Origin of the sequence: Dyadobacter chenwenxiniae (genome assembly GCF_022869785.1) — a bacterium.
Lineage (GTDB): Bacteria > Bacteroidota > Bacteroidia > Cytophagales > Spirosomataceae > Dyadobacter > Dyadobacter chenwenxiniae.
Map to the genome: position 1 here is coordinate 1,148,137 of NZ_CP094997.1, position 14,693 is coordinate 1,162,829.

A 14,693-nucleotide genomic window follows, 5' to 3' on the forward strand; every position below is an offset into this window, starting at 1 on the left:
CATTTCATAATTTGTTCAATGATAATCTCCTTAATGTGCTCCCATTTCACCCAGGTGCGTAAACTTGAAGCCTTTATCATACTTTAACCCGTATCCCAACATTCTATCCAGCGACGAGTGCCCGAAGAGCAGAATGCCCGCAAACATAAGATCATTGTTTTGTATCAATAGGCCTGCAACGCCAACAGTTATGGCAATCGCTTTATGATGGACCAAGTTGTACGTTAAAGCACCCACTTTGGCATTGAGCAGATAACCGATCATGCTTAAATCGGGTAAGAAAAGGAACGTCGGGAAAACCCACCACGCAAACGGCAGTCTGGAAAACAAAATAATGGAGAGTACGAACTGAGCCCCTTCTTCAACTTTAATAAGCGTTTTCATGTATAGTAAAAATCCGTTTAAGAAGCCCCTTTGATCAATGGGATTACCTGGGTGCCGATCAATTCAATAGAATGCATCAGCTGCTGATGTGTAAGTCCGGCATTATCCATTTGAAAAGTGAAGCGGTCAACACCCTCCTAATGCTTTGCTATGCCGCAGCAGCTTTTCTGCAACGCGCTCGGGCCCGCCAACAACCAATACACCTCTTGGCGCAATGAGCGCATCAAATTGATTTTTTGTTACCGGTGGCCATCCGCGTTCCCTGCCTAGTTTTGTCCAGAGTTCAGCATATCCAGGGTAATACTCAGACACGGCCAGCGCATCGGTGGAGGCGACATATCCGGGCGAATGAAGCCCGACTTTTAACTGGTCCGGGGTGAAACCAGCTCTTTCTCCTTCCTGCCGGTATAAATCAACCAACAGGCGAAAACGTTCTGTTTCACCGCCAATGATTGCAACCATCAACGGCAATCCCAACCTTCCGGCTCTTGCAAATGATTCAGGTGTGCCGCCTACGCCCAGCCAAACAGGTATTTTATCCTGGAAAGCCCGCGGATAAACGCCTTGGTTCTTTAACTCAGGTCTGAATTTGCCAGACCATGTAATAAATTCCTGATCGCGGATTTTCAGCAGCAAGTCAAGTTTCTCTTTGAAAAGCGCATCATAATCATTTCAGGTTAAACCCAAAAAGTGGATAAGCATCAATGGCCGATCCACGGCCAACGACCAGCTCGGCGCGACCTTTGGATATTAAGTCCAAGGTTGCAAAGCTTTGATATACCCTCACCGGGTCGGCTGTGCTCAGCACGGTAACTGCGCTAGCTAAACGGATTTTCTTTGTTCTGGCCGCAGCAGCGGACAGGATCACTGCCGGCGCTGAATCCAGAAACTCCTTTTTGTGATGCTCACCGATACCGAATACATCCAGTCCGGCCTGATCCGCTACTGAAATACGGTCCAGTAACTGCTCCATAGCATCTATGCTGCTGAGAACATCGCTGCCATACATGGCTGATGCAAAACTATCAATTCCAATCTCCATTGCTTATCTCATTTATCTGGCTCAGGCCAGTTTGTTTTCTGTTCAACTAATTTAGATGCGAAGTTCATGGTGCCGCTGGCTCCATCATTACATATAAATGTGCGGCTTTGCCATTTTCAATTATAAAAAAGTCCATGCTGCTCACAATGGCGGGGTTTTCCTTTGTGCCGATATGTCCGTATAGACGAACTCCGTTTTGTGTGACCTCAATTGGCTTGGCTGCACTGAAATAAAAATCAGGATCTTGCTTGTGAAGCGTCCCGATGAAGTCTGAAACTTCGGCCAGACTCTCTAATATAGAATTTGGGTCATACATTTTTATGTCTTCTGCATATATATCTTTTAAAAGGCTGTCCCTTTTTTCGCGGTCCCTTTCGTTCCAGGCAGCAACGTGATTTTCTTGTAATGTCTTGATAAATTCAGCATCCATGATGAAGGTTTTTTAGGTTTAAATTAAAACGTCTGGAAACTCGGGTGTTTTTGCAAATATGGCTGATGCAAACAGGTTTTTAAACTTAACATCATACTCCTGACTATTTTTTGATAAGAAAGATTTAAGGATGAAGGATGACAGAACCGGTTGTGCGGGTTGCTTCAAGGTCGTCATGTGCTCTGAATACTTCGGATAATGAGTAAATGGTTGGTTTAATGTCGCCGAATACGCCAGTGCGAACAGCTTCAAACAATTCCCCGACAGCGAAATCCAGACTATGCTTGTCCGGCAGATATTCACCCACAGACGGACGGATCAGGCTGATGTTTTTGGACGCCAGAAAATCAGCATCTATGTGTGGCGAGCCGGAAGCATTTCCGTAAAGGACAATATGGCCATTGCGTTTTACCAGTGGTGCAGACTTACTGAAAGTAGCTTTGCCAACACCGTCAAACACTGCGTCCACACCCAGGCCATTTGTGATGGAACCGACTTGCTCAGCAAGGTCCTGTGAGTCAAGAGCAATAACAAGATCGATTCCCTGACTTTCAGCCAGCGCTTTTTTGGATGCATTGCCTACTGTTCCAATAACCACGGCGCCTAACGACTTGGCCCATCGGCTCACCAGTGATCCAACCCCTCCTGCTGCTGCATGTACCAGAACCACGTCGCCTGGCTGCACAGCGTATGCCTGTTTTACGAGCATACGAGCAGTAAGCCCCTTAGCCATTAATGAGGCTGCCTGGTCAAAAGATATGTCGTCAGGCAATTTTATTAACTGGTCTTTATTGATAAGCCGCTTTTCTGCATAAGCTCCCAATGCAAAATAATAACCGACACGGTCACCAACATTCCATTCATTTGCCCCTGTTCCAACCGCTTCCACAACACCCGCCGCTTCGACTCCGATCGTGGCCGGAAAATGGTTTAAAGGAAAGGTCCCGTTACGAAACATTACATCCACAAAGTTGAGCGCGATCGCTTTTTGCCTGATCAGAACCTGATTGTTTCCGGGATTACCTACGATCTCATTTGTGTATTCTAAAACGGACGGCGGTCCTTGTTTGCTGATTTGGACTACGCCGCTTTTGTCTGTTGCGTTCATGTTTTTGATTTTGATTTGATGGAACAAAGTTGCGGGAATCCTGCTGCGCGTGCATTGACAAAAGCAGTAAGTTTTCCTTGACATTTGTCAATAGTCCACCTTTCTGATCATTGGAAATTGTGCGTATTTGCATATTTGATTAGCTTTACCAAGAGCTGCAACTTCCCAACTTTGACAAATCAAACCGCTCTCTATGACTTATACGGCACTTTTTGAATACATTGAATCCAAGTCAACGCTGAAATTGAGCGACTTGGAGAAGGAGCAAATAAGGAAAGCATTTAAGGAAAGGCACCTCAGAAAGCGGCAGTATCTTTTGCAGGAAGGCGAGGTGTGTAAATACATGGCATTTATCGTCAAAGGGGCGGGAAGAATGTATGCTATAAAAGCAAATAGCCAGGAGACGATCATTCGACTGGCTATTGAATCGTGGTGGCTGGGTGACTATGAAAGCTATAATTTACAAACACCCTCCCTTTACTACATTGAAATGACAGAAGATTCAGATGTGCTGCTGATTACCAACGAGCGGATGCAAGACCTGATCAAAACCGTCCCGGCCGTTGATCTGATGGTCAGGGAAATTGACCGCAAAGGGGCAATTGCCACCCAGAAGCGGATCCATTCTTCCATCAGCCTGGATGCAGAAGAGCGCTATGAGCAGATCACAAAAACTTATCCTGACTTCATCAAGCGGTTCCCTCAAAGCATGATTGCTTCCTACCTCGGCATTTCCGCTGAAACCCTGAGCCGGGTTCGGAAAAAAACGTTGTACAAGTAAGCGTCGAAATACCTTCCAGTGCCTGACACCTCGATTATTTTTGCTTCGGACAAATGGACTTTACAATCAGCATGGTTTTTAAGATGCTTTTGTTTTCCGTGAATCCCGGGCGAGCGGATCAGCGACAGGGAAAAATACGGGAGGTAAGTGTCCGAAATTTCAAACTGGATGCTTTGCAACATTAAAAAACTCAGTCGGCGTTTGGCCGGTGAAACTTTTGAAGTTCCTGATAAAATGGGAATGGTCGAAAAAGCCTGCGTCCAGTGCTGAATCCAGCAACAGCCCGGTCGATGGTGCGTGGCCGATCAATGTTTTCATTCGCACGATATTGGCAAATTGTTTCGGCGTTGTGCCAATGACCTTTCTAAACCGCTTTTCAAAAACGTCCATGCTTACGTACAGACTTTCAGCCAAGTCCTTTACGCTGATGATTCCTTTTGCCATCTTTATTTTCTCGATAGAATGAGCGATCAACAGATCCGGCTCCTGACGACGAAGTTTTGTGGTAAGAAACTGCTGGACAACATTCACTTTGCCTTCAATGGAATAGGCTGCTTCCAGCTGTTCGCTGAGAAACATTAGTTCGGAAAACTTGAAAAAGTTATCCAGCGCAACGTTAGCTTCAAGCAATTCATGAATAGGCAAGTCAAAGAAGGCAGCAGCGCCGCCTTCTTTGAACTGAACAAGAATATTAGCACTGTTTTTGTCGTACCGGGCGATTTTAAAAGATTTCCTTAAACCCGAAATGGAATATGTCGGAAGGCGCGTGTGGCTATCCTGCTCCTGATAATGCACCTGCCCATGCAAGCGAAAAGCTGCGACCAAAGATGTGTCCGGCAACAACCGGTTCACAAATGTGTCGGCGCTTTCAACAACCACAAACGCTTTCACGAATGGGGTAAGGCAGGAAACAGGTTCAAATATTTGCATAGCTAGTCTATAAATGTATTGCTTTACAAGCTTTTCGCAACCATTGGGAAATAGCAACGCCGATTTCATCCGCCGAATCTTCCTGCAAATTGTGATGCCCTTTGACTATTATATGTGTCTGATTTGGCCAGCACAAACAGGCCTGCTTTTCTGCATCAGCCAAAGTTCCGGGTGTGGCTTCAATGAACAACTTCGGGACGTTACTTGCTGCAAGCCAACTGCTATTTTCATTGACAAGTTTAATCATATCGGCCGGCTCGCCGCCAAGTGGCAACTGCCTGGCCCAGCTGAGCATAGCCCGTCTGGTTTCACCAGGCTGAGAAAAAGGCTGGCGATAAGCGTCCATTTCTTCGTCTGACAGTGTGCGCAATATCGTCTTCGGCAGGTTGAATTCAATGAATGAATTTTTTTCCAACACCATTTCCTCGCCTTCATTTGTCCGCAGCCTCCGAAAAGTTTCACTTGCCGCACCGGGCACTTCTTCCCATGAGCGGGGCCTTGTGATCGCTTCCATGTATACGATCCCTTTCACGGCTTCCGGATGTTTTCTTGCCCAGTGAAAGGCCAGCACCGAACCCCAGTCATGCACCACAAAAGTTATATTTTCATTGAGACCCAGCAGCGTGAAAAGTGCGTCCAGATATTGCATGTTGTTTGTGAAAGTGTAATCAGCCGCTTCTGGGAAATGATCTGAATCGCCCATGCCCATCAGGTCAGGAACAATGCACCGGCCTGAATCCTCCACATGTGGCAGCACATTCCGCCAGATGTAGCCCGAGGTTGGATTTCCATGAAGGAAAATAATTGGATCACCATGGCCATTGTCAAGGTAGGCCATTTTGAGGCCGTTAATGACCTGATATTTCTTTTGAAGTTGAAATGCATTCAAAGCCTGCGCATCTTGTGTCTTTTCCATATTTACTTGCTCGTTTTTTTACACAAAATTCAAGCCGGGCCGCGCAAGTAAATAATATAAAATCATTGAATTAATATATGACTTAAATATACTTTATGGTATATTTGTTGCAAGCTATTAAACTAAGAGTGTCTATGCTTACCAAGGCTGAAAAAACAAAACAATTCATACTGGAAACAGCTGCTCCCCTTTATAACGAGAAGGGTATTTCGGGTGTGCATATAGATGATGTGCTGGCAGCGACCAAGTTGACGAAGGGATGTTTGTACGGACACTTTGAAAACAAGGATGACCTTTCCGGACAGGTTATCGATTTGCTTTTGAAGAAAATATCAGACAGGATTTACATGGCTGTGGCAGATAAGAAAACCGCAAAAGCGAAAATCTTTGCATTCCTAGATTTTTATAAAGATCCAATTAATACCTATATATCAGGAGGTTGTCCAATTTTTAACACTGCGGTCGATGCAGATGACAATTACCCAGTTATCAAACAAAAAATAGCAGGTGTATTCCGTGCCGGCCAGCAGGATCTTATCAATGTGCTTGTAGAAGGGATTACTAACGGCGAATTCTCTGCAAATCTCGATCCTCCGGTATTCGCTTTTAAACTGATGGCATCAATTGAAGGTGGTATAGTCATGTGCAGAACGATGGATACCGCAAAGCCGATGCAGTCATTGATCAAAAGCCTTAAAGCCGAACTGGAACAATACATTCTTTAATTATTTTTTTGACTAAAATAGACCTGGAAGTATATTAAATTTGAAACAAAAATGAAATTGGACGAACATCAGATTAAAAGAACTGCGAATTAACAAATAGCCAAAGCATGAAAGCGTTTCTAATTAAAAAATACGATAAAAAAGCAAAGCTTCTTTTGGAAGAAGTAGCAACTCCTGACATTGAAGACGATGAAGTTTTGGTGGAAGTACATGCCAGCGGTTTAAATCTTCTGGACTCCAAGATCAGGTCCGGGGAGTTTAAATTGTTATTGCCCTACAAATTCCCGTTGATTCTTGGGCATGATGCAGCAGGGGTTATCACCCGCGTTGGGAAAAATGTCAGAAACTTCAAAGTGGGCGACCAGGTCTACGCACGTCCGGCCGATTTTCATATCGGGACATTCGCCGAATACATTGCCATCAACGAAAATGATGTTGCGATAAAACCAAAGAACATTTCGATGGAAGAAGCCGCCTCTGCCCCGCTCGTATCGTTGACCGCCTGGCAGGCATTGGTTGAAATTGGTAACGTGCAAAAGGGCCAGAAAGTCTTTATCCAGGCTGGTTCCGGTGGGGTAGGCACCATTGCAATTCAGCTGGCAAAATACCTGGGAGCAACCGTCGCTACAACGGCCAGCGAGAAAAGTTTTGATACCCTGAAAAGTCTCGGAGCGGATATCGTTATCGATTATAAGAAGCAGGATTTTGAAAGCATTTTGAAAGATTATGATCTGGTACTGAACAGCCAGGATACGGCCACGCTGAAAAAATCGCTGAACGTGCTCAAACCGGGAGGAAAGCTCATTTCAATATCAGGTCCGCCAACGCCTGATTTTGCAAGAGCAATAGGAGTTCCCTGGTATATAAAAATGATCCTCTCATTGATCAGTTCAGGTATCCGGAAAAAGGCAGAGAAACTTGGCGTGCAGTATTCCTTCCTATTTATGAGGGCAGACGGCAAACAACTGCATCAGATCACAAAGCTGATTGAATCCGGGGATATCAAACCGGTTGTGGATAAAGTATTCCCATTCACTCAAACTAATGATGCAATGGACTATATTGAAAGTGGTCGCGCAAAAGGGAAGGTTGTAATTAATATCAGAGCGCTTGCGTAACAAACAAGGATGCGATTTCATCAATTAAAATATTTTAAAATTTTAATCTATAAAGTTGGTAGAGTAAATAGTTTGCTTAATTTTGTGACGCAGCCACCACCATTATTTGCAATCAATCCGTCGCCTAATGGCACGGCGCGTTTGCGCTATATTCACTTAACTATTGAAGCAATGAAAAAGTACTCCTATCACCTGGTCTGGCTGGCTGGTATTTACCTGTTATCAGCCTTTACTGCAAATGACACTGCATACGAACAAGAGATCCAGCAATGGCACCAGAAAAGGGTTGAAAGCCTCAAAGCAGAATCCGGCTGGCTGAACCTGGCCGGTTTATTCTGGCTCGAAGAAGGCAAAAACACGTTTGGAGGCGACGGAAAGAACAATGTTAACTTTCCAGCGGATAAGAGCAATCCATTCCTCGGCGAAATAATTTTAGAAAAAGGCAAAGTGACGCTCAAAGCCAATGCGGACGCCGAGGTTTTCAACGGTGACGCGCCTGTTACGGAACTTGACATTTTTCCTGGTGAAAAACCCGTTACTCTCCGCCATAAGTCGTTACGCTGGTTTATTATCAAGCGCGGCGACAAGTATGCGGTGAGGCTGCGTGATCTGGAAAGCGAATATTTGAAAGGATTTTCAGGCATTGAGCGCTATCCTGTGCAGGAAAACTGGCGCGTAAAAGCCAGGTTTGAGCCTACGACCGGCAAAAAAGTTTCCATAACAGACATTACGGGTCGCACCGCCGATCAGGATTCGCCTGGCACGCTTGTATTCAATGTCGGCGGCAAGGAATATCGTCTTGACGCTGTGGGTTCTACCGAAAACCTTTTCATCATATTCGCCGACCAGACTAACAAGACAGAAACGTATGGAGCAGGACGTTTCCTTTACACTTCAGTGGAAAAAGACGGATCCGCGTGGCTGGATTTCAACAAATCCATTAATCCGCCATGCGCATTTTCGCCTTATGCAACCTGTCCGCTTCCTCCCAAACAAAACAAGCTTGCACTCGCTGTTTCTGCCGGTGAAAAGCGTTACGGCGAACATTGATTAAGATTCAGATAGCCGTCCCTTAACCTCACATTCATTTATTTCCTGATTTGTTCCGGAGGCGCAGCGCCTCCGGCTGGGGAATTCCATTGCCAATTCGCGCCTTTGCTGCTCACTTAACTTGATATAGCATGAAACAATACTACTTTTGGCTTTCACGTATATTGTATTACGTTGATGAAATGCCATTGACTGCCATGTCGTGGACATTGTCGCTCATAATAATTTCGAACCTGTCTTATGCGCCAGCGTCGGCTGCAAATTCGAGGCGCTTGGCCGACAAGCTGATCACCGGGACGATCCGTGATAAAGAGTCGGGGCAGGGCTTGCCGGGTGTATCCATCATCGTAAAGGGCACGCCGAACGGTACCATTACGGATCAGGATGGAAAATATCAGCTTGCTGTTCCTGACAAGGCCACGATCGTAATTTCTTTTATAGGTTATGAAACGATTGAAAAACCGGTTGAAAATCAGTCGGACATTTCGGTTGCATTAAATGCCGATACGCGCCAGCTTAATGAGCTCGTTGTGGTCGGCTACGGGACGCAGACCAAGGCAGAATTTACCGGCTCGGCAGTGAGGTTAAAAGGCGAGACTGTTAAAGACCAGCCGATCCAGAGCTTCGACCAGGCACTGGCCGGGCGGGCTGCGGGCGTGAGCATTGCCCAGCCGAACGGTGTTCTGAACAATCCTCCCGTAATCCGCATCCGCGGCGTGAATTCGATTTCACTGAGTTCTTATCCGCTGGTGGTTGTGGATGGCATTCCCATTAATACGGGCAATGTTTCTACCAGCACCGCCGTTCCCAATAATCCGCTGGGTGACATTAATCCCGCTGATATTGAGTCGATTGATGTTTTAAAAGATGCTGCTTCCACGTCTATTTACGGTTCCAGGGCTGCCGCAGGCGTTTTGCTGATCACCACGAAACGCGGCAAAACGGGCAAGCCGCGGATTAATTTCGAATCGTGGGCCGGCGTCTCGGAAGTGGTGCGGTTGCCCAAGCTTTTGAACGCGGAGCAATACATTGCGATCAAGAATGAAGCCGTTTTGAATGCGAAGATCCTGGGAGGAAATGAGAATAATGACAAGATTCCTGCTGCCTTATTTTTCCCAAATAAAAACGAGGACGGGTCCAATATCGACACGCGCTGGTATGACCACATTTACAGGACTGGCGTATCTCAAAATCATAACCTGAGCGTTTCAGGCGGCACACAAACGACGAATTATTATTTTTCAGCCAATTATTCCAAACAAAACGGTTTTCTGAAAGCCAATGAATTCAACCGGAAATCGGTGCGTTTCAACATCGATCAGGAGGTGAGTAGCTGGCTCAAAGTGAATGGAAACGTGTCCTATAACAGCAGTGAAAACATTTCACCTTATGCAGGATCGCTGCCGGGCTCCAACTTTTTCCTGGTGGGTGTCGCCCGTCTGGCAACCGCTTTGCCACCCAATGTCCCGGCCTATAACCCGGATGGTTCCTACAACATCAGCAAGACCAATCCGAACACGATCGGGATGGGAAATAACCAGGTGGTGAGCAACTGGGGAAACTGGGCAATGTTGGCTCCATGTACAACCGCGGCATTGAGCTGGGTATCAACGCAACACTCATCCGCTCAGGCGATTTCTCCTGGAATGCATCCTTGAACTTTACAAAACTGCAAAATAAAGTTACCGCCCTAGCAGACGGCAACACGGACATTGTAGGCACCACGCACGTATCCTACGAAACCACCAATGTAACCCGTGTAGGCCATTCTGTGGGAAGCCTTTATGGCGCCAAAACTGCCGGTGTCAACCCGGAAAATGGCCGCCGGATATTCATCAACCGCAAAGGCGAGCAGGTGCAGTACAGCCAGGTGGTGGCACCGGGTGAGAGCAGCTGGACTTATCTGGACGGTTCCAAAGCCGCTGCGATTACGGGAGCAGATTATTATTTGATTGGCAATGCATTGCCCAAATGGTACGGCGGATTGAGCAATAATGTAAAATGCGGAAACTTTGATCTTGGTGTGAACTTCTCATTCTCAGGCGGCAATCTGGTCATGAACGGCACGAGGGCGACGCTTTTGGACCAAAGGGCTTATAATAACTCCGATGAGATTTTTAAACGCTGGCAAAAGCCGGGAGACATTACCGACATTCCCAGACTGGTCTATAACGATCAGTTGTCGAGCGGCTCGTCGTTTCCTGTGTCAACCAACGCAGAAAAAGCGGACTTTTTAAGATTGCAAAATCTGTCACTCGGCTACCGCATTCCCACGTCCGCTTTTGGAAGATCAGGCATTGGGCCGGTGCGGGTTTACGCGCAGGGATCAAATCTCTGGCTGCTTACATCTTACTCAGGCACAGACCCGGAATCATCTGTAAACGGAAATTCCAACACCACGCCTGGAATCGAGAAAAACTCGGTGGGGCAGGCGCGGACTTTCACATTGGGGGTTAATCTCAGTTTTTAATTTTAATCAGACATTTGGCATGAATATTTTAAAAATAAATAGCAGAAATATCCGCGTTTCACTCCTGTTCACAACTGTACTCACGCTGAATTCCTGCGATCAGAAAACGCTTTTGAACCCTATTCCGGAGACGGCCATTACCGGCGAAAATGCATTTGAAACACCCGAGCGGATTCTGGGGCTTGTCAATGGGATTTACAAATCTGCCAAAAGCGGGAATTTCTATGGCGGCAACTATTACACTTATTCCGAAGCGCGGGGCGAAGAGTTTATCAACCGGACCAGTAACACTTTCACCGCTTTCGAAGCCTGGAACCAGACACTCAATGCCAGTTCCAACTTTATCGCCGGCTTCTGGGCGTCGGGTTATGAAACGATTAATAATGCCAATATCCTGATCCAGGGGGTTGCCGACCATCCGGGCGTCGTAAGCGATGTCGTTGGTAAACAATACATTGCGGAGGCCAGGTTCCTGCGCGCGCTGAGCTATTATAGCCTGGTTACCGCCTATGCACGTCCTTTCAATGAAGACCAGGGCGCTTCCAAAGGCTTGCCGTTACGTTTGCAAGCTGAAACCACAACGGCAAACAATGATCTGGCGCGGAGCACAGTTGCAGAAGTGTATGCGCAGATTATAAAAGATCTGGACGAAGCCGAGGCCGATCTGCCGTTAACACACAGTTCTGCTTTGCTGAACACGACGCGTGCGCACCGTAATTCGGCGATAGCGCTCAAAACAAGGGTTTATCTCAATAGCGGGAAGTATGATAAGGTTATTGATGAAGCCAAAAAAATTGTGTCCGCCCAGCCTCCGTTCAGCGCGGAAACGGGTGTCAAACACAAGCTGGAAAACATTGTTGAAATCTTCACGACCAACTATACCAGCAGCGAGTCCATTTTATCCGTGCCCATGACCGAGCTGGATAATGTTACCGGGCAAACTTCTTTTCCGTATGTTTTCAATGCCAATTCAGAATATAACCTCAACCCCGCCGGGATCTGGGGAGACACCGAATGGCGGGCGACAGATCTGCGGAGGACTTTCTCACGGACCGCATCAGGGGTTCAGTTTTTGACCAAATACAGCAAGCCGTCGCCATTCCTGGATTACCTGCCCATCATCCGTTACTCGGAAGTTTTGCTCAATTACGCAGAAGCTGCGGCCAGAAAAGGCGACCTCGCGACGGCGAAAAAATTGCTGATCGCGGTAAGAAACCGCTCCGATGCCAGTTATATTTTTCCAAATGCAGCCGTAGCGTCGCAGCCGAACCTGATCAAAACCATTTTGACCGAACGGCGCATTGAACTTTTGGGAGAAGGTTTCCGGTCAAACGACATTGTCCGTAACCTGGAAGCTTTCCCTGCAAAATCAGGTAACGGCCTGGTTGCACCGGCCGTCGGGCCTGCACAGGCCAACTATGTTTTTCCGCTGCCTAATACCGAGATTATTACCAATAAGTTGCTGCTGGAATAAACCTATAAAAGTCAATGTGATTACGGTTCTGTTCGTCAGCAACTGCGGCCAAGAACCAGCTATAACCTTTGATTAAATAACAGAAAACAGACATTATCTAATGAACTACGAGCAAATAATAAAACTGGCGGTCAACCGCGAAGTGAAAATTGTTGTGACAGGTCGGCGCAATACTAATAGAAACACGATCTCGCTCTCGCTTGATTTTTTCGTCAAAGACAGGCACGATGAAAATTTTAGTCCGCTTATTGGCACGAACCATCCCAAATACTATAAATTTAAAGCCTATTCTGCCGAAAAATCCCAATATCTTCAATTGGAATATAGCGGCGTATCGAGGTCCCAGCTGAATAAGATTTTAGATGCCTTCAAAGCGCAATTCGCCGTTGGGACAAACTTCGAATATAGCGCCGATATCGATAAAAGGATTAAATATCTGAAAGGCTTGCGTGTGACTGCCAGGAGCGTACGGCAGCTGGGGATAACCTGAACGTTTGGCACTGAAAGCCTCCGAGCCAATCCTTGTTTGCCCTACTTTTTTTCTTTTTCAAAATCACTTTCATTAACCCAGCCCGCTTTCATTTTTTCGCCTTTCATAAAACGCTCGTAAAAGTTTCTGGATGCAGGTTCTGCAAAAGGGTAGCTGTCGAAGATATCTCCTTTGCCAGACATGCGCGGATCCTGCTGGGCCTTTAATTCATGTTCCATTTGCTTGCGAAGTGCAGCTTTTGTTTTGGCATATTCGGGGTCGGTTGCTAGATTTTTCATTGCATCTATGTCGTTTTCAATATCGTAGAGCTCTTCCTTACCTTTTTTACCAAAAGACAAATCCCACTTTCCCACGTCCGTCCCCGCGCGTTTTGCATGCAAAATCTGCGTTTTTGTGGGGCCGCCATCGGTATCCAGGTATCCCGTTTCAGGATTGCCCGAGGGCCAGCGCTCGGGCTTGTAATTGATCGTGTAAATCAGGTTACCTTTTACAATGCCGCGCACCGGATAACCCGCGTCGTGCGGGCGACCAACGTCAGTCCGTTCCTTGCCGAGCAGCACATGATCGCGTGTTTTGTCAACTAGTCCCGCTTTATCAGATTTGAAAATGGGTATTAAGGACCTTCCCTGCGTTTCCACGCTCGTTTTTCCCGTCAGTCCGGCAACTTCCAGCAGGGTAGGAGCAAAGTCAATAAAGCTGACCAGATCCAGCACTTTCCGGCCCGCTGTTTTGATCCCGTTTTTCCACATAATCGCCAACGGCAGGTGGTTATCGTATTCGTAAACATGCCCTTTGGTGCGCGGAAAAGGCATTCCATTGTCGGAAGTGACGATCACGATCGTGTTGTCGAGCTCGCCCGCATCTTCGAGGATTTTGAGCATTTGCTGTAAATGCTGATCGAAATACTCGATTTCGTACGCGTAATCCAGCATATCGTTGCGAACAGTATCATTGTCAGGCCAGTAGGCGGGCACGCGGTCAATGTCAGTGATTTTCTTTTTGCCTTTTGCAGCACCGCTGCCATATTCATAAGCGCGGTGCGGCTCGTGGCCTCCGTACCAGAAGCAAAACGGCTGACCAGCTTTACGGTCTTTCAAAAAAACTTCCAGGTTTGCGGCATAATTTACCGGCGAGATCGCTTTGGTTGGCGCGGCCATTTTTATCTCATTGTAATGCTTGCCCGTCAGCAGGCGGGTTGCACCATTCTTCTGGCCGGGATTCCCGGGTGCCCAGCCTTTTCCTGTAAAACCTGTCAGATAGCCCGAGTTACCCAGTTCTTCAACCCAGGTGCTGAATTTGGCAGGGAAAAAAGGCACATGGTTGGCAGCTTCTTCCAGCTGCCAGGGATTCCGCCCGGTCAGGATGCAGGCCCGAGAAGGCGAACATTTGGCATTCGGCGTGAATGCATTTTCAAACAGAATACCATCCGCTGCAACACGATCAAATCCGGGCGTACTGACCCATTTTCCGGAAAGTCCGTACGCGCTCATGTGACGGTATGAAGCGTCGTCGGCAATGCAAAAGAGGATATTAGGCCTCGTTTCAGCGGCCTTTGTCTCGTTTTTATTGATTTGAATTGCTGCAAAAACGGGCAGTGATAACAGTACGATCCACGTATATCTTCTCACAAAAGATTTATTTTTTTGAAAATTCTTGCCCCAATATTAAACAAAAAACCGCTGCTACTGTTTACTTTGTCTATCAATTTAATAGAGTTAACTGCCATTAACCACCAGTGAGCAGCTAGCCCGAATGTTTTTTTATACTAACACAAA

Annotated in this window: 16 protein-coding genes; 8 read left to right on the forward strand and 8 right to left on the reverse strand. The window is 46.7% G+C overall.

Annotation, left to right across the window (positions count from 1 at the left end; translation table 11 throughout):
• Positions 1–30 precede the first annotated feature (30 nt).
• The 5 genes from MUK70_RS04770 to MUK70_RS04785 all read right to left on the reverse strand — a co-directional run bounded on the left by MUK70_RS04770 (position 31) and on the right by MUK70_RS04785 (position 2,964).
• Positions 31–384 (reverse strand): DUF4260 domain-containing protein, encoded by a 354-nt coding sequence (locus tag MUK70_RS04770; RefSeq protein WP_234657589.1) that lies wholly within the window; start codon positions 382–384, stop codon positions 31–33.
• A 126-nt stretch (positions 385–510) separates the two neighbouring features.
• Positions 511–1,020: an LLM class flavin-dependent oxidoreductase gene (locus MUK70_RS30950; protein ID WP_310590032.1), complete on the reverse strand. Its 510-nt coding sequence runs from the start codon at positions 1,018–1,020 to the stop codon at positions 511–513.
• A gap of 31 nt (positions 1,021–1,051) precedes the next feature.
• Positions 1,052–1,426, reverse strand: coding sequence for an LLM class flavin-dependent oxidoreductase (locus MUK70_RS30955; protein WP_310590033.1), 375 nt, complete (start codon positions 1,424–1,426; stop codon positions 1,052–1,054).
• A gap of 64 nt (positions 1,427–1,490) precedes the next feature.
• Positions 1,491–1,856, reverse strand: coding sequence for a nuclear transport factor 2 family protein (locus MUK70_RS04780; protein ID WP_234657587.1), 366 nt, complete (start codon positions 1,854–1,856; stop codon positions 1,491–1,493).
• 124 nt (positions 1,857–1,980) lie between these two features.
• Positions 1,981–2,964, reverse strand: a complete 984-nt coding sequence (locus MUK70_RS04785) for a quinone oxidoreductase family protein (protein ID WP_234657586.1) — start codon at positions 2,962–2,964, stop codon at positions 1,981–1,983.
• 193 nt (positions 2,965–3,157) lie between these two features.
• On the opposite strand from MUK70_RS04785, the gene MUK70_RS04790 reads away from it, so the two are divergent.
• Positions 3,158–3,745: a Crp/Fnr family transcriptional regulator gene (locus MUK70_RS04790; RefSeq protein ID WP_234602692.1), complete on the forward strand. Its 588-nt coding sequence runs from the start codon at positions 3,158–3,160 to the stop codon at positions 3,743–3,745.
• Between the two features lie 159 nt (positions 3,746–3,904).
• Here MUK70_RS04790 and MUK70_RS04795 read toward each other — a convergent pair whose 3' ends face one another.
• Together MUK70_RS04795 and MUK70_RS04800 are read right to left on the reverse strand one after the other, a co-directional pair.
• Entirely contained in the window at positions 3,905–4,675 is a 771-nt protein-coding gene (locus MUK70_RS04795) for a response regulator transcription factor (RefSeq protein WP_234657584.1), read from the reverse strand.
• Between the two features lie 7 nt (positions 4,676–4,682).
• Positions 4,683–5,591: a haloalkane dehalogenase gene (locus tag MUK70_RS04800; protein WP_234657582.1), complete on the reverse strand. Its 909-nt coding sequence runs from the start codon at positions 5,589–5,591 to the stop codon at positions 4,683–4,685.
• A 134-nt stretch (positions 5,592–5,725) separates the two neighbouring features.
• Here MUK70_RS04800 and MUK70_RS04805 point away from each other — a divergent pair, with 134 nt between their 5' ends.
• From MUK70_RS04805 to MUK70_RS04835, 7 genes are all read left to right on the forward strand, one after another.
• On the forward strand, positions 5,726–6,316 hold the full coding sequence (locus MUK70_RS04805) for a TetR/AcrR family transcriptional regulator (protein ID WP_234657581.1): 591 nt from the start codon (positions 5,726–5,728) through the stop codon (positions 6,314–6,316).
• A 107-nt stretch (positions 6,317–6,423) separates the two neighbouring features.
• A complete protein-coding gene (locus MUK70_RS04810) occupies positions 6,424–7,434 on the forward strand; it encodes an NADP-dependent oxidoreductase (protein WP_234657579.1) in 1,011 nt (336 codons plus the stop codon).
• Between the two features lie 171 nt (positions 7,435–7,605).
• Positions 7,606–8,484 (forward strand): DUF1684 domain-containing protein, encoded by an 879-nt coding sequence (locus MUK70_RS04815; protein ID WP_234602697.1) that lies wholly within the window; start codon positions 7,606–7,608, stop codon positions 8,482–8,484.
• Positions 8,485–8,615: 131 nt separating this feature from the next.
• Positions 8,616–10,142, forward strand: coding sequence for a SusC/RagA family TonB-linked outer membrane protein (locus tag MUK70_RS04820; RefSeq protein ID WP_234657577.1), 1,527 nt, complete (start codon positions 8,616–8,618; stop codon positions 10,140–10,142).
• Positions 10,064–10,954: a SusC/RagA family TonB-linked outer membrane protein gene (locus MUK70_RS04825; protein ID WP_234657575.1), complete on the forward strand. Its 891-nt coding sequence runs from the start codon at positions 10,064–10,066 to the stop codon at positions 10,952–10,954. The genes MUK70_RS04820 and MUK70_RS04825 overlap by 79 nt, the downstream gene beginning before the upstream one ends.
• A 19-nt stretch (positions 10,955–10,973) precedes the next feature.
• On the forward strand, positions 10,974–12,428 hold the full coding sequence (locus MUK70_RS04830) for a RagB/SusD family nutrient uptake outer membrane protein (RefSeq protein ID WP_234657574.1): 1,455 nt from the start codon (positions 10,974–10,976) through the stop codon (positions 12,426–12,428).
• A 100-nt stretch (positions 12,429–12,528) separates the two neighbouring features.
• The gene (locus tag MUK70_RS04835) at positions 12,529–12,918 is read left to right on the forward strand and encodes a hypothetical protein (RefSeq protein WP_234602702.1); all 390 of its coding nucleotides are present in this window, start codon (positions 12,529–12,531) and stop codon (positions 12,916–12,918) included.
• A 41-nt stretch (positions 12,919–12,959) separates the two neighbouring features.
• Here the strand turns inward: MUK70_RS04835 and MUK70_RS04840 are convergent, their stop codons facing one another.
• Positions 12,960–14,546 carry a sulfatase family protein gene (locus MUK70_RS04840; protein WP_234657572.1) on the reverse strand — a complete coding sequence of 529 codons (1,587 nt, stop codon included), beginning with the start codon at positions 14,544–14,546 and terminating at the stop codon, positions 12,960–12,962.
• Between the last annotated feature and the right edge of the window lie 147 nt (positions 14,547–14,693).

Coding starts and splice junctions, on each gene's coding strand:
- MUK70_RS04780 (WP_234657587.1), bottom strand. CDS start 1,856: ATGGATGCTGAATTTATCAAGACATTACAAGAAAATCACGTTGCTGCC.
- MUK70_RS04800 (WP_234657582.1), bottom strand. CDS start 5,591: ATGGAAAAGACACAAGATGCGCAGGCTTTGAATGCATTTCAACTTCAA.
- MUK70_RS04795 (WP_234657584.1), bottom strand. CDS start 4,675: ATGCAAATATTTGAACCTGTTTCCTGCCTTACCCCATTCGTGAAAGCG.
- MUK70_RS04785 (WP_234657586.1), bottom strand. CDS start 2,964: ATGAACGCAACAGACAAAAGCGGCGTAGTCCAAATCAGCAAACAAGGA.
- MUK70_RS04805 (WP_234657581.1), top strand. CDS start 5,726: ATGCTTACCAAGGCTGAAAAAACAAAACAATTCATACTGGAAACAGCT.
- MUK70_RS04825 (WP_234657575.1), top strand. CDS start 10,064: ATGTACAACCGCGGCATTGAGCTGGGTATCAACGCAACACTCATCCGC.
- MUK70_RS04770 (WP_234657589.1), bottom strand. CDS start 384: ATGAAAACGCTTATTAAAGTTGAAGAAGGGGCTCAGTTCGTACTCTCC.
- MUK70_RS04820 (WP_234657577.1), top strand. CDS start 8,616: ATGAAACAATACTACTTTTGGCTTTCACGTATATTGTATTACGTTGAT.
- MUK70_RS04830 (WP_234657574.1), top strand. CDS start 10,974: ATGAATATTTTAAAAATAAATAGCAGAAATATCCGCGTTTCACTCCTG.
- MUK70_RS04815 (WP_234602697.1), top strand. CDS start 7,606: ATGAAAAAGTACTCCTATCACCTGGTCTGGCTGGCTGGTATTTACCTG.
- MUK70_RS30955 (WP_310590033.1), bottom strand. CDS start 1,426: ATGGAGATTGGAATTGATAGTTTTGCATCAGCCATGTATGGCAGCGAT.
- MUK70_RS04790 (WP_234602692.1), top strand. CDS start 3,158: ATGACTTATACGGCACTTTTTGAATACATTGAATCCAAGTCAACGCTG.
- MUK70_RS04810 (WP_234657579.1), top strand. CDS start 6,424: ATGAAAGCGTTTCTAATTAAAAAATACGATAAAAAAGCAAAGCTTCTT.
- MUK70_RS04835 (WP_234602702.1), top strand. CDS start 12,529: ATGAACTACGAGCAAATAATAAAACTGGCGGTCAACCGCGAAGTGAAA.